This is a genomic window from Haloglomus litoreum (assembly GCF_029338515.1).
Classification (GTDB): domain Archaea; phylum Halobacteriota; class Halobacteria; order Halobacteriales; family Haloarculaceae; genus Haloglomus; species Haloglomus litoreum.
Window position 1 is genome coordinate 4508477 of sequence record NZ_CP119988.1, and the last position, 14124, is coordinate 4522600.

A 14124-nucleotide genomic window follows, 5' to 3' on the forward strand; every position below is an offset into this window, starting at 1 on the left:
CCGTACGGGGGTGGTCGGTTTGAGGGTTGCCGTCGACGGCGGTCGGAGTGGACGAGCGTCGACGGGCGGGCAGTCGAAGTGGACGAGCGACCGGCGGGAGACCCGGGGCGCGACCGGCGGGGCCCGTGGCCACGGGCGGGTGCGGCCGCGGCGCGGTCGAACGCAAGACCCTTGCCCGGACCCCGCCACCGCCCGCCGATGAGTTTCCGCGAGGACCTCCGGGCCCGCATCGAGGCGGTCGACAGCGTCGTCTCGGTCGGGCTGGACCCCGACCCCGACCGGCTCCCCGACGCGGTGGCCGACCACGACCTGCCGCGCTGGGCCTTCAATCGTCGGATCATCGACGCCACGCACGAGCACGCGGCCTGCTTCAAGCCCAACGCCGCCTTCTACGAGGACCCCGACGGCTGGCGCGCCCTGCAGGAGACGGTCGCCTACGCCCACGGGAAGGGCGTCCCCGTCCTGCTCGACGCGAAACGGGGGGACATCGGCAACACCGCCCGCCAGTACGCGAGGGCGCTCCAGCCCGAGGGCCTCGACTGCGACGCCATCACCGTCAACCCGTACCTCGGCCGCGACGCCGTCGAGCCCTTCCTCCAGCAGGACGCCGGTGTGGTGATCCTCGCGCGGACCTCGAACGCGGGCGGCGCCGACTTCCAGAACCTCCAGGTCGGCAACGACAAGGCCCTCTACGAGTACGTCGCGCAGCGCTGTGCGGAGTGGGACCGCGAGTCGACCGCGGACGTGTTCCTCGTCGTCGGCGCCACCACCACCGACGAACTGGCGGCCGTCCGCGACCTCGTCCCGGACCTCCCCTTCCTCGTCCCCGGCGTGGGCGCGCAGGGCGGCGACGCCGAGGCCGCCGTCGAGTACGGGCTCGCGGACGGCGTCGGGCTGGTCAACTCCTCGCGCGGCATCATCTTCGCCGGCGAGGACATAGGGGCGCGGAGCGCCCCGAACGAGCGAGCGACGGAGTCGCGAGCCGCCCGGGACCCGGACGACTACTTCGCGGCGGCGGGCGATGCGGCCCGGCGGCTGAAGCGCCGGCTCAACCAGTATCGGAAGCGGTAGGCGAGCGATCGCCGGTCAGTTCGTCACGACGAGTTTCCCGACGGCGTCGCGGTCCTGCATCGCGGCGAAGGCCTCGTCGGTCGCCGCGAGCGGGTAGGTCGCGTCGACCTCCGGGGTGAGGTCGCCGCTCGCCACGAGGTCGACCAGCGTCTCCAGGTCGTTCTGGGTCCCCATCGTGCTCCCGATGACCCGCTTGTGGCCGAGGAACAGGTCCGCGACGTCGAACGTCGAGCGGTTCCCCGCCGTCCGACCGCAGACCACCATCCGGCCGCCGCGGCACAGGAGGTCCAGCCCGAGTTCCGAGTAGGGGCCGCCGAGGTGGTTCAGGACCGCATCGGGCGTCCCCACGTCGGCGACGGCGTCCCGGAGTTCGTCCGGGTCGGTCCCCTGGACCGCGTGGTCGAGCCCCAGGTCGGTCAGCCGGTCGAGTTTCGCCGCTGACGAGGAGGTGCCGACGATCCGGGCACCGAGTACGTCGGCGAGCTGGACGCCTGCGACGCCGACGCCGCCGGTCGCGCCCGGGACGAACACGAGGTCGCCGGGGCCGACCTGCGCCCGCTGGAGCATCCGGTAGGCGGTCATGTACGCGGTCGGAAGCGCGGCCGCGGTCGTCGCGTCCACGCCGTCCGGGAGCGCGACCAGCCGGTCGGCCCGCACGAGCGCGCGCTCTGCGAGCCCACCATGGTACAGCGAGAACCGTTCGCACTGGTTCTCCGGCCCCTCACGGCAGAACCGGCACTGCCCGCAGGTCTCGTTCGGGCAGAGCACGACCCGGTCGCCCGGCTCGACGCCGCGCACGTCGTCACCGACGGCCGAGACGGTCCCGGCGATGTCCAGGCCGCTGACGAACGGCAGGTCGTCGGCGTCGACCATCGTCGAGTCCCCCTCCAGTATCCAGAGGTCGTGGCGGTTGATGGAGCAGGCCTCGACATCGACGACCGCCTCGCCGCGACCTGGGTCCGGGTCCGGTCGCTCGATAATCGACACGCCATCGGGTCCGATCAGGTCGGCGAAGGCTGCGGCACGCATGGGGCCCGCTTCTCACCCGGGCCCGATAGGGCTAGCCCCGGCCGGGCGCGTCGCTGGGCTAGAAGCGGTACGTATCCACGCCGTCCGGGCCCGGGCCGTCCCGGCCCGGCCGGTGCTCCTCGTCCCGACCGCCGCCGAACTCGGCGTAGCACTCGGCGCACATACCCGCCGACTCCTCGAAGTGGCGCTCGCAGACGAGCCGGCCACACCGGTCGCAGCCGTCGACCACCTCGCGCTCCTCGCAGATCTGGCAGAGGCCCGAGACGCTCATGTGAGGAGCTAGCACGCCGAGACGTTTCAAGACTCGCCCTGAAGGATTGTAGAGAGTATATACCCAATACAATCAGATAATTAAACGATTTGCAGATATATTTGTCGAATTATAATATTATGAAAGGCATACAGGACGTATAACGCTGGAAGAACGGCGCAGCGGTCAGCCCCGCCGAACGTCCTCGGGGTCGGTCGTCGTCGCGGCGCCGTCGTTGAACCGGTAGAGCCAGCCCAGCGACGCGGCGACCAGCGCGGCGACGCCGCCGGCGCCGGCCGCACCCTGCGTCGTCAGCTCCTGTACGGGGCCGTCGCCGACGAGGACGACGCCGCGCATCCCGCTGTCCCCGTACTTCGAACAGGTGTACTTCGCGAGGCCGTCGCCGTCGAGCTGCGCGGCGTACCGGTAGCCCGACGAGGCGATGGTCTCGGACTCGATGCCGAGGTCCGGGTCGAGTACGTCGTACTGCTTCGGCCCGACCCACTCCCAGACGACGGTCGTCCCGGGCGAGGCGTGGACGGCGGCGGGTTCGAAGGCGAACGGGCCGCCGTTCCCCTCGGCCCCGACCTGCACCGTCACCTCGTCCTGCCCGCGCTTGTCGACCACGCCGTCGTAGTTGTCGGTCTCGGCGAGCCACCCGTCGAACGTCCGGGCCGGCGGGCCGTCGTCGCCGCTGCCGCCGCTGGCGGCCGCGGCCGTGGGCGTGGCATCGGTCACCGTGACCGGCGTACCGCCCACGATGACGGCGCCGCGCATCCCCATCGCCTTGTGCGGAGCGCAGTAGTACTTCGTCACGCCCGCGCTCTCGGGCGTCCACTCGAACGTGTGGCCCTCCTCCTGGACGAGCTTCGACTCGAAGGTGCCGTCGCTGGCGACGACGTTGTGCGCGCCGCCCTTGCCGGTCCACTCCCAGCGCACGGTGGTCCCGGGGTCGACCCGGACGGCGGCGGGAGCGAAGCCCCAGTCGCCGCCGTTGGCGGCCGCGCCGACCGTGACGGTGACGGTGTCCTGCCCCCGTTTGTCGGCCACCTCGGTCGCGTTCGAGGTCTTCGCGAACCAGTCGGTGAGGTCGGTCCCCGGCTGGGCGGCCGCGGTGCCGGCGAGGGTCGTCCCCGCCAGCGCCGCGCCCGTCGCGCCGAGCACCTGGCGTCGCGTCGGCATCGCCATCACCCCTGGGCCGGCTCGTAGCCGGCGTACTTCATCAGGTCGCGGAAGATGGTCGTGTTCATCGCCTCCTTGTAGACGACGCCGCCCAGCATCCCGCCCGGGTAGCTGGCACCGTTCCGGACGTGGTCGACCTTGTGGCAGTGCATCAGGTAGATGCCGGGGTCGGCGTCCGCCTCGAACTCGATGGTGTAGCGGTCGGCGGGCGCGACGTCCTGGACGTCGCGCTCGTAGCGTGCGGCCTCGGGGATGACGCCGCCGTCCTTCTCGACCACCTCGAAGCGGTGGTTGTGGATGTGCAGCGGGTGGCCCCGGAACCCGGCGTTCACCCAGTGGACCCGGACGGTGTCGCCCTGCTCGACGATCATCGGCGAGCCGTCCTCCGGGTGGAGGGTCCGGGGCGCGCACTTCCCGTTGACCGTGAACACGTCCGGCCGCCGGTTCGTGATGTCGAAGCTCGCGTCGCCGCCCGCGTACTGGCGCGAGAGCCGGCTGTCCCACTCCTTGACCGTCATGAAGTACTCCTTGTCCGCGGGTTCGTACCCCTCCGGGTCGACGCGGAGGATGCCGTACATCCCCATCTCCATGTGCCACGGCGTCTGGTAGTGACAGTGGTAGAGGTGGGTCCCCGGCGTGTTCGCGGGGATCTCGTAGGTGTGTGACTCGCCCGGGTCGACGGTGATGCCCGTCGTCGTCGGGACGCCGTCGTCCTTCCAGGCCTTCCGGACGCCGTGGACGTGGAGGGTGTGGGGCATCGACATCGTGTTCTCCAGCGTGATCTCCACGGTCGCCCCCTCCGTCACCCGGAGGACCGGCCCGGGGACGCTGGCGGGGCCGTCGTCGGCCTGCCACGCCCACACCTGGGGCAGCCGGACGGGCCCACCCATGTTCTGTCCAGGGTGAGCGTCGTGGGCCGCCTTCACCGTCTTCAGCGTGACCTCGTGGCCGCGCTCGTCGAGGTCGACCACCTCCGGCGGCTGCGTCGTCGGCAGGTCCGCTCCGAGCATGGCCTGCCCGCTCCCGGCGTCGACCTGTTCGACGTCGGGTTCGCTCGTCGCCGTGCAACCCGCAGCGGCCGCCACGCCGACCGTCCCCGTCGCAGCGAGGAACTCTCGTCGTCCGATACCGTCACCCGGCGCACCGATGCTCGGTGTCATCACAGTCGGCCTGTGGCCGGGATGGTAATAGCGGCCGTAGCCGGTTCCCAGGCCCTGAGGACGGGTTTCGACGCTTCTCAGGCCGTGGGAACGCCGTTGAACATGTTCGGCCGAACACTCGTATCCCGGGCCGGCGACTCGAAACGTTGACCCGCCCCCCGCCCGGAGTCGCGCCGTGCGCTACCGGAACGCGACGCTGTTCCTCGCCCTCGCCGCGGCCTGGGGCGCGGCGTTCATGGCCATCAAGGCCGGGCTCGCCCCCGCCCTGTTCGGCCCCGCGCCCGTCCTGTTCGCCGCCGTCCGCTACGACATCGCGGGCGTCATCATGCTCGGCTACGCAGCCTACGCGACCGACCACCCCCGTCCCGTCGGCGCCCGCGAGTGGGCCGCCGTCGCCGTCGGCGCCGTCTTCCTCATCGCCGGCTACCACGCCCTCCTGTTCGTCGGCGAGACCGACCCCGCCGTGACGAGCGCCGGCGCCGCCGTCATCGTCTCGCTGTCGCCCGTCATGACGACGTTCTTCGCCCGCGCGTTCCTCCCCGAGGAGCGCCTGACGGCGGTCGGTGTCGTCGGGCTCCTGCTCGGCCTCGTCGGCGTCGTCCTCCTCGCGCGGCCCGACCCCGCGAACCTGCTCGCGGGTGGGGTCGTCGCCAAGGGACTCGTCTTCGGCGCGGTGCTGTGCTTCGCCTTCGGCTCGGTCATCACCCGCTGGCTCGACGCGGGCCTCCCCATCGAGACGATGGAGGCGTACGCGATGGTCGGTGGGGCGCTGCTGATGCACGTCGCCAGCCTCGCGGTCGGCGAGTCACCCGCCGTCGCGGTGCGGGCGCTGACCGGCCCGGAGGCGCTGGCCGGCCTCGCGGCGATGGGCTACCTCTCGCTGGTCGCCTCCGCCGCGGGCTTCCTCGTCTACTTCGACCTGCTCGACCGGCTCGGCCCCGTCGAGATCAACCTCGTCTCCTACGTCGCGCCCGTGTTCGCCGCCATCGCCGGGTTCGCCGTCCTCGACGAGGTGGTCGACCTCCTCACGGCGGTCGGGTTCTGCATCATCCTCGTCGGGTTCGTGCTGCTGAAGCGCCGGGAGCTGCGGCGCGAGCTGCCCGTGCTGCGGCGGGCGCTCGCCGGCGCGCGCGACGGGGAGTGACCCGCCCGCGACAGCACACTGATACGCCCGGCCCGCCACCTGCCGGACGTGTCGAACGAGCGCGACGCGCTGCTCGCGACCGTCCGGAGGAGTCCGCGGGCCCGCCGGCTCCTCCTCGCGGCGCTGGTCCTCGTGCTCCTCGCGGGCTTCCTGTTCGCGGCCGGGCCGCGGCGCGTCCTCGCGGACCTCGCGGACGCCGAGCCACGGTGGCTCGCCGCGGGTGCCGGGGCGACCCTGCTCGCGCTCGCGCTGTGGAGCGAGGCCCAGCGGACACTCTTCCGGGCTGCCGGCGCCCCCGTCCCGCGGGGACGGTTCCTCCTCGCCTACCTCTCGGGCAACTTCGCGAAACTGACCCTCCCGGGCGGCCGGCTCGGCGGGCCCGCGGTGATGGCGTACGCGCTCGGCCGCGAGACGGACCTCCCGTACGAGCGCGACCTCGCGGCGGCGACGGCGGGCAAGCTCGTCGGCTTCCCGGCCGCCGTCGTCGCGGCGACCGCCGCCCTCCTCACGGTGGCGACACCCGGTATCGCCGCCGAGGCACGGCTGCTCCTCCCGGCGCTCACGCTGGCGGTCGCGGCGGTGCTGGGCGTGGGTGCCGTCGTCGCGGTCCGGCCGCACCCGGCGAGGCGCCTCGTCCACGCGCTCGCGGGGGCCGGGCGTGCCACCGTCGGCCGCCTCTCGGACCGCCTCACCACCGCGCTCGCACCCGACCGCGTGGACCGCGCGCTCGCGGGCCTGGGCGGGACCTTCCGTGAGATGGGCCGGGACCGCCCGGCGCTGGCGCTCGCGTTCGCGCTGACCACGGCGGGCTGGGGGGCCGCGGCACTCGCGCTCTCGGCGGTGCTCGTGGCGCTCGACCACGCCGCCGTCCCGGCGCTGGCGCTGCTCGCGGTGCCGCTGTCGAGTCTCGGCAACGCCGTCCCGCTCCCGGGCGGCGCCGGCGGCGTCGACCTCGCGCTCGGGACGGTGCTGGTCGCCGCGCTGGGGCTGGACGTGGCCGCGGCCGGTGCCGTGGTGCTGGCCTACCGGCTCGTCTCGGACGGGGCCGTCGTCGCGCTCGGCGGCCTGGTGACGCTCGGGCGGGCGCTGACGCGCTGAGCGCGGCGGCCCGCCGGCTCAGAGGCCGAGGAAGCTGAACACGCCCAGCGCGATGCCCGCCAGGACGAGTTCGAACGAGAGGGTGCCCAGCGCCGACAACGCCACGAAGTGGTGGTCCTCCATCTCCGCGAAGCCGGCCGGGACCGTCAGCATCCCCCGCGTGAACAGCAGGGAGTTCGAGACGGGGACGACGTAGGGGCCCCAGCGGTCGAACCAGCCGTCGAAGCGGTCGAGGCGCTCCTCGCTCACCCGGAACCACGGCCGGTCGAGCAGGCGCTCGCGGCCGCCCCGTTTGGCCAGCAGGAACAGGAGGTACTGCCCGACGGTCGCGCCGACCACCGCGATGCCGACGATGACGGCGATGTCCCGCGCCGACTGGCCGATGACGAGCAGCGCGACCGGGACGAGGCTCTCGCTGGGGGCGAAGTACAGCAGCATGGCGCCCTCCAGCACGAACAGCGCGAACATCGCGGGCATCCAGTAGCGCTCGTTCGCCAGCAGCTGCCGGGCGAACTCGGCGTCCCGCGAGAGGAACAGGTAGATGCCCGCGAGCGCGATGGTCCCGAAGAGGACGAACACGCCGTAGTCGAGCACCCACCGCCGGGCGGCGACCGACCGGCCGGCGTCGTCCGTGGCCATCGTGTGGTCGATACGGGGCCGTCCGGCGAGTAAAGGTCTTCCGTCCCAGGGTCGCCCCAGGCCGTGCGATGCTCGGCTCCCGACGGGAGCCCGTAGCCACCACCGTCAGGACCCCGCGCCCCCTACGTGGGGCCGATGCCCGACGACCTCTCCGGCCCGTTCCTGCTGGACGTCATGCTGGGCAGCCTCGCCACGTACCTGCGGATGTGCGGCTACGACGCGGCGTACGCGCTGGACGGGCACCGGGGGACGGAGGCCGACGACGAACTGCTCGCGGCGGCCCGGCGGGAGGACCGCACGCTCCTCACCCGCGACGTCCAGCTGGCCGCACGGGCGGGCGACCGCGGGGTCCTGCTCGAATCGCGCGACGTGACCGACCAGCTCCGGGAGCTGCACGCGGCCGGACTGGGCCTCTCGCTCGACGACCGACCGGCGCGCTGTGGGTCCTGCAACGGCCCCGTCGCGCGGGTGGCCGACGGCGAGCGCGCCGCGCACGCCCCCGACGACCGGGCGGCCTGGGCCTGCGAGCGCTGTGGCCAGCAGTTCTGGCGGGGGAGCCACTGGGACCGGGTGGCCGGGACGCTCGCCGAGATCCGTGCCGAGAACGAGCCGAACTGACCGATAGCTACCGAAAGTGAGACATTATCGAATAATCCGGATTTCTTCCGAAGAATCGGGGCGTTACCGGTTGTTCGGCGTCCACTCCTCGCAGGCGTCCATGTCGTCCATGACCTCGCTGTGGAGGCCACAGTAGGGCTGCATGCCCTGGTCCGTGCGGACGTAGCGGAAGTGCGAGCAGTTGCCGCAGTAGAGGTCCTGGTTGGGGTGTGGGTCGGCATCGACGCCGCCGGAGAACACCTCGGCGTCGTCGGTGGTCGTCCCGCCGTCGGACACGCCCGACGCGGCGCGCGCTCCGCGCTCACCACCGTTGGTGGTGGCGCCGGCGTGGCGCTGGTTGCGGCCCGAGCTCGAGCGGGCCCGCTCCGTGAGCGAGTCCGTCTCGGGCTCGTTCGAGGCGGACATGACCTCGGCGCCACCCTCCGCCGTCGCGGTCGCGGTCGTCCCCGACGACGAGCCGGCGGTCTGGGTCTGGACGTTGCCGTCCGGGGTGCCGCCCATCAGGCCGATGCCGCCGAGCTTGCTCGCGAGGCCCTGGTTCGAGACCTCGACGACGCGGGTCTCGCCCCCCTCCGTGATGCGGAGTTCGACCGTCCCGCCGGGGTCGTTGCGGGTCTTGAAGCTCGCGACCGCGCTGAACAGGGCCCAGAGGGTGGTCATCATGCCGACGAAGTAGACCGCGACCACAGGGAACGCGTTGTCGAACCAGGCCTGCGGGTAGACCCGGGTGAACAGTACCACACCGAACAGCGCGATGGCGCTGCCGAGAACGGCGGCCGCGTTGACGCGGCGGGTCGTCTGCGGGAGGACGACCACGACGCCGAGGAACGTGACCGGGAGGCCGACGCCGGCGGCGACGCCCGCGACCTCGCGGGCGCCGAAGGTGTCGAGTCCGAGCCACGCGGCGACACCGGTCGAGGTGCCGATGACGATGCCGCCGACCGTCAGGACCGCCCCGACGAGGAACAGGCCCACGCCGAGGTAGAGCCGCCGCAGGTCGGGCCCCCCGGCCCCGCCCTCGTACACGTCCGTGAGGCTAGCCATACGGTGCCCTGCGGACTCCACCCACAAAACTCCGCGTCAGACGCTCGAATGACACGTTTCGGGCGGTTAAGGCGGATATCGGGCACGAAGGGGCCCGGATGTGGGGCGGCCGTGTCCGACGTGTGGAGCCAGCACCCAGGCCCCACGGCCGCTCCACACTCGGAGCGGCACGGGGAGCCGGTGCGTTCCGGACCGGGTGGCCGCTCCCCGCCGGCTATCGCGTCAGAACGACAGCCGTTCGAGCAGGCGCCCCAGGCGACCCGTCCGGTTCCCCTCGTGGAGGTGGACGGTGAGCACCGGCTCGTCCCGGTCGAGCGCGACCCCGTCGGCGGCGTTCACCAGGGTGAGGTCCGGCGTGGCGATACGCCCACCATCGGACCGGACGACCGCCGTCCGACCGGGGCTCTCGACGACGTCGCGAACGTCGCCGTGGTAGGCCTCGATGGCGGCGGTCCGGTGGTCGGTCGTGTACCGACCGGCACGGTACTCCAGGTGCATCCGTGCGTCGTTGACGCTGGCGAGGGCGTCCCCCAGCGCCAGCTTGACCGGGTTGTACGGCCCCTTGCCGGTGACGACGCAGATGTCGCGGATGTCGTCCACGGCCCCGGCGGAGAGCGTCCCCACGTCGCAGGGGGCGTGCGCTCGGATCCACCGCACGCCACCGCGGAGCGGACTCCCGGTGAAGCCCGGGTCGTCCTCCGGAAGCAGGAGGAGGTCGGCGTCGTGCGACGTGGCCACGTTGACGACCGCGTGGGCGACGTCGTGGCTGACCACCTCCCCGTAGCTCACCGGCACGTCGGTCTCGGCGGCCAACGCCTCCGTGAAGCGCTCGAACTCCCGGTCGCCCCGGGTCTGGACCGTCGCGGCGTAGTCGAGCGGTACCTGCTCGGCCTCGACGTCGAACCGAACGACCGAGACGCCGCCGTCCTGGGCCACTGCGGCGTCGGCGCCGAGCCGAACCAGCGCCCGTTCACGCTCCGGGCTCGTGTGCTCGCTGACGCCGACGAGCACCTCGTAGCCGGGCTGGGAGAGCGCGGCACGGGTCTCGGCGATGCGGTCCTCGCCCACCCGACGGCGGACCTCCTCGATGGCCGCGCCCTCGTGGTCGGTGCGCTTGCGACCGTAGCCGAGGTACCACGCGAGCCCGGCGACGGTGATGACGACCGCCCCGAGCAGCGGGACCAGCCCCATCTGTGTCAGCAGCGCCAGACCCGCCACGATGCCGAACACCTGGACCCACGGGTAGAGCGGGGCGCGGAAGCTCGGCTCGTACGCGGCGTGGCCCTCGCGGAACGCGACGACCGCGGCGTTGATGAGCACGAACACGAGGATCTGGAACGCGCTCGCGAGTTTCGCGATCTCCATGATCGGGACGAACGCGATGAGCACGAGCAGCACGGCCCCGGTCAGCGTGATGGAGGTCGCGGGCGTCCCGAGCCCGTCGTGAACGGCCCCGAGCTTCTCGGGCACGAGCCGGTCCCTGGCCATCGCGAAGGGGTAGCGCGAGGACGAGAGGATGCCGGCGTTGGCCGTCGAGACCAGCGCGAGGACGGCTGCGACGACGACCACGACGACGCCGGCGGGCCCGAGCGTGACCGCCGCGACGTCGGCCATCGGCGTGAGGGTATCACCGATGGTCGAGAGGTCGGCGACGCCGACCATCACGGCGACGATGAGCACGTACAGCAGCGTGGTGAACGCGAGCGACCCGAGGATGCCGAGCGGGATGTTCCGGTCGGGGTTCTCGATCTCCTCGGCGACGCTGGCGACCTTCGTGACGCCCGCGTACGAGACGAACACCAGGCCGGTCGCGGCCAGGAGCCCGCCCGGCCCCTCCCGGAAGAACCCGGAGAAGTTGCTCGTCGCCGTACTGGGTGCGCCGCCGATGACGAACCAGACCATCGCCCCCAGCATGACGGCGACGATGCCGACCTGGAGCCGCCCGGTGAGTTTGGCGCCGACCAGGTTGACGAGGACCAGCGCGGCAGCCAGGCCGAGCGTCAGCGGCAGGATCCACGCGTCCGGGACGGTGACGAGCAGGAGGAGGTACGGGACCCCGCCGACCAGCGCGAGCGCACCCTTGAACGACAGCGAGAACCACGTCCCGAGTCCGGCGACGGTCCCGAGCAGTGGGCCCATGCCGCGCTCGATGTAGACGTACGACCCGCCGGATTCGGGCATGGCCGTCGCCATCTCCGCCTTCGAGAGCGCCGCGGGGAGGACGAGGATGCCGGCGACGAGGTAGGCCAGCACCACGGCCGGCCCGGCGATACCGACGGCCAGCGCGGGCAGGATGAAGATGCCGCTCCCGACCATGGCGCCGATGCTGATGGCGACGACGCTCGCCAGTCCGAGGTCGCGCTCGAGCTCCTTCCCCATTATCCACCGACCCTCTTTCGCTCGTCGGACTCGGTCGAGGGGGCCGCTGGCGTCGGGTCCGCGGGGGCGAAGGTGTCGGCCGTTGCCCGTGTGAGGGCTCCGGAGACACAGATCGGCTCGATGTCGGCGGCTTCGAACGCCTCGCGCCGATCCGGGTCGTTCACGAGCGCGACGACCCTGTCGGCACCGAACAGCCGGGGGGCCTTCGCGCCGAGCATCAGGTTCCGCGCGTCGGACGATGTCGCGACGACGACCGTCGCCGCCGTCCGGCCGACCGCGGATGCTGCCGTCTCGACCGCCACGTCGCTGGCAGCCACGCGGTCGCTGGCAGCCGCCGTGTCGTCGAGGAGCGTTACGTCCTGACCGCGTGCGGTCAGTTCGGTCGCGATCTCGAGGCCAATCGGGCCGCCCCCGAGGACGAGTACTTCCTGGGTCATGTGCATGGCCCCGAGCCACCCATCCGGGGGCGACGACCGGTGGCTACCGGCCCTTAATTGTCCAAACGTCATAAAGATATCGAAATAAAATTATTTCTGCAACTTCTTGCCGCCATTTTACTATTCGATACGATTAATCGGTTCAGAATCCCGGATTGGTTCCGTTCTCGGGGAGGGAGACGGCCGCGAGCCGACAGCGTGCAGCCACGCCCCTCGTCGATGCCGAACCTGCCGTCCGGGTCGGCCACGGGAGCGTGATGGCGGACGGATCAGCCGCATCGGCGAGGCATCACGCGCCGGTCGCACGCACGAACGACACCCTTTCCCCCCGGACCCGCCTCGCTCGCGTATGGACGAGGCCGCCGCGGAGACGCTCGTGGAGTGGCGCGAATGGGGCGCCGACGCCTTCGACGCCGCCGACGCGCGCACCTGCCCCGTGTTGCTGTCGGTGACGGCGCCGTGGTGCACCCACTGCCGGGCGATGGACGAGGAGACGTACGCCGAGCCACGCGTGGCCGCGCACCTGAAGGACGGGTTCGTCACGGTCCGGGTCGACGCCGACCGCCAGCCCCGCGTCCGGGAGCGGTACAACGTCGGTGGGTTCCCCGCGACCGCCTTCCTCACGCCGGACGGCGAGGTCCTGACGGCCGCGGGCTACCTCGGACTGGACGGGTTCCGCGACATCCTCGATTCGGTGCGCCGGACCTGGGACGCGAAGGGGACCACTGCGGGGTCCGTGCCGCGGGCGCTGGGCGACGAGCCGCCCGCCGGCGAGGTCACCTCGCAGGTCGAGGCACACATGGTCGACCGCGTCACCGGCGGCTTCGACGGGGAGTTCGGCGGCTGGGGCGAGGGCGCGAAGTTCCCGCTCCCGCGCGCGGTCGAGTTCGCAGCCAAGCGCGAGCGCACCCGCGACCACGCCACCCGCACGCTCGAGGCCATCCACGCCCACCTGCTCGACACGTACGACGGCGGGTTCTACCGCTACGCCGACAGCCGGGACTGGTCGGGCCTCCACCGGGAGAAACTCACCGACGAGAACGCCGCACTCGTCCGGGCGTTCGCGACGGGCTACCTCTACACGGGTAACGAGACCTACCGCGAGGCCGCCGAGGCCACCGTCGACTACCTCACCACCGACCTCTGGGTCGACGACGCGGGCGAGCGTGGCGCCTTCGCCGGGAGCCAGGCCGGCGGGGACTACTTCACGCTCCCCGCGAGCGAGCGCGAGGACGCCGACCCGCCGGGCGTCGACGAGACCGTCTTCGCCGACCGGAACGGTCTCGTGGCCGACGCGCTGTGCCGCTTCCACGCCGTCACGGACCACGAGGGCGCGGCGCGGTACGCCGAGCGCGCGCTGGAGACGGTGCTCGACGAGCTGGTCGAGGGCGGCGAGGTGACCCACTTCCCGCCGGCGGCGGCCGACGAGGGCGAGGTCGTCGAGTCGGGCCTGCTCGTCGACGGGGCGCGCCTGCTGACGGGCCTGACCACGGCGGCGCAGGTGCTCGGGGGCGACCGCTGGCTCGACGCCGCTCGCGCGGTCGCCGACCGGACCCTCGACCTGCAGGACGACACCGGCGCGTTCCGCGACGGCCCCGCCGAGGGACCGGGCCTGCTGGACCGCCCGCTCCGCCCGCTGGACACGAACGTCGAGGTCGCCGACGGCCTCATCGACCTCGCGGCGCTGACCGGCGAGGACCGGTACCGCGAGGCGGCGGCCGACGCGCTCGGCGCGTTCGCGGGCGCCGCCGGCCGGATGGGCGTCGAGGTGGCGGGCTACGCGACGGCCTGCGCCCGGCACGTCAACGACCCGCTCGTGGTCGAGACGCCGCCCGCCGGGAGCGACCTCCACCGCGCCGCGCTGCGGGTCGCCGACCACGAGAAGGTCGTGGTCCCGGGCGAGCGCGAGGACGCCGTCGCACGTCGTGGGGCGTCGGCCTCGGACCCGGCGGCAGCGCCGGCAGAGATCGGCCGAGCGGTCGCCGCCGTCGACCGACCGGACGGGCCCGGGGCCGGGGATAGCCGGGGAAAGTAAACAACTCTCCAGACGGGTAAACTTCCTCAGTGTTTATA

General features: G+C 72.4%; 13 protein-coding genes. 5 read left to right on the top strand and 8 right to left on the bottom strand.

All coding sequences use genetic code 11. The features are described 5' to 3' along the window. Window positions 1-198: 198 nt before the first annotated feature. Window positions 199-1071 carry an orotidine-5'-phosphate decarboxylase gene (gene pyrF / locus P2T62_RS22410; protein ID WP_276259251.1) on the top strand — a complete coding sequence of 291 codons (873 nt, stop codon included), beginning with the start codon at window positions 199-201 and terminating at the stop codon, window positions 1069-1071. 15 nt (window positions 1072-1086) lie between these two features. Here pyrF and P2T62_RS22415 read toward each other — a convergent pair whose 3' ends face one another. From P2T62_RS22415 to P2T62_RS22430, 4 genes are all read right to left on the bottom strand, one after another. After that, the gene (locus P2T62_RS22415) at window positions 1087-2100 is read right to left on the bottom strand and encodes an alcohol dehydrogenase catalytic domain-containing protein (protein WP_276259252.1); all 1014 of its coding nucleotides are present in this window, start codon (window positions 2098-2100) and stop codon (window positions 1087-1089) included. A 58-nt stretch (window positions 2101-2158) separates the two neighbouring features. Further along, window positions 2159-2371, bottom strand: a complete 213-nt coding sequence (locus tag P2T62_RS22420) for a hypothetical protein (RefSeq protein ID WP_276259253.1) — start codon at window positions 2369-2371, stop codon at window positions 2159-2161. A 165-nt stretch (window positions 2372-2536) separates the two neighbouring features. Continuing rightward, a complete protein-coding gene (locus P2T62_RS22425) occupies window positions 2537-3532 on the bottom strand; it encodes a halocyanin domain-containing protein (RefSeq protein ID WP_276259254.1) in 996 nt (331 codons plus the stop codon). Window positions 3533-3537: 5 nt separating this feature from the next. Continuing rightward, window positions 3538-4692 carry a multicopper oxidase domain-containing protein gene (locus tag P2T62_RS22430; protein ID WP_276259255.1) on the bottom strand — a complete coding sequence of 385 codons (1155 nt, stop codon included), beginning with the start codon at window positions 4690-4692 and terminating at the stop codon, window positions 3538-3540. A 175-nt stretch (window positions 4693-4867) separates the two neighbouring features. Between P2T62_RS22430 and P2T62_RS22435 the strand changes: the two genes are divergently transcribed. Both P2T62_RS22435 and P2T62_RS22440 read left to right on the top strand, forming a co-directional pair. Further along, on the top strand, window positions 4868-5836 hold the full coding sequence (locus tag P2T62_RS22435; protein ID WP_276259256.1) for a DMT family transporter: 969 nt from the start codon (window positions 4868-4870) through the stop codon (window positions 5834-5836). 48 nt (window positions 5837-5884) lie between these two features. Further along, window positions 5885-6934, top strand: coding sequence for a flippase-like domain-containing protein (locus P2T62_RS22440; protein WP_276259257.1), 1050 nt, complete (start codon window positions 5885-5887; stop codon window positions 6932-6934). A gap of 18 nt (window positions 6935-6952) precedes the next feature. Here P2T62_RS22440 and P2T62_RS22445 read toward each other — a convergent pair whose 3' ends face one another. After that, a complete protein-coding gene (locus P2T62_RS22445; RefSeq protein ID WP_276259258.1) occupies window positions 6953-7573 on the bottom strand; it encodes a DedA family protein in 621 nt (206 codons plus the stop codon). Between the two features lie 135 nt (window positions 7574-7708). Here P2T62_RS22445 and P2T62_RS22450 point away from each other — a divergent pair, with 135 nt between their 5' ends. Beyond that, on the top strand, window positions 7709-8191 hold the full coding sequence (locus P2T62_RS22450) for a Mut7-C RNAse domain-containing protein (protein WP_276259259.1): 483 nt from the start codon (window positions 7709-7711) through the stop codon (window positions 8189-8191). A 63-nt stretch (window positions 8192-8254) separates the two neighbouring features. Here P2T62_RS22450 and P2T62_RS22455 read toward each other — a convergent pair whose 3' ends face one another. The 3 genes from P2T62_RS22455 to P2T62_RS22465 all read right to left on the bottom strand — a co-directional run bounded on the left by P2T62_RS22455 (window position 8255) and on the right by P2T62_RS22465 (window position 12051). Continuing rightward, window positions 8255-9235: a cell division protein CdpA domain-containing protein gene (locus P2T62_RS22455; protein ID WP_276259260.1), complete on the bottom strand. Its 981-nt coding sequence runs from the start codon at window positions 9233-9235 to the stop codon at window positions 8255-8257. Between the two features lie 222 nt (window positions 9236-9457). After that, on the bottom strand, window positions 9458-11614 hold the full coding sequence (locus P2T62_RS22460) for an amino acid permease (protein WP_276259261.1): 2157 nt from the start codon (window positions 11612-11614) through the stop codon (window positions 9458-9460). Beyond that, entirely contained in the window at window positions 11614-12051 is a 438-nt protein-coding gene (locus tag P2T62_RS22465; RefSeq protein ID WP_276259262.1) for an NAD-binding protein, read from the bottom strand. The genes P2T62_RS22460 and P2T62_RS22465 overlap by 1 nt, the downstream gene beginning before the upstream one ends. Window positions 12052-12400: 349 nt before the next feature. Between P2T62_RS22465 and P2T62_RS22470 the strand changes: the two genes are divergently transcribed. Next, complete coding sequence (locus P2T62_RS22470) at window positions 12401-14086, top strand: DUF255 domain-containing protein (protein WP_276259263.1); 1686 nt, start codon at window positions 12401-12403, stop codon at window positions 14084-14086. Window positions 14087-14124 lie beyond the last annotated feature (38 nt).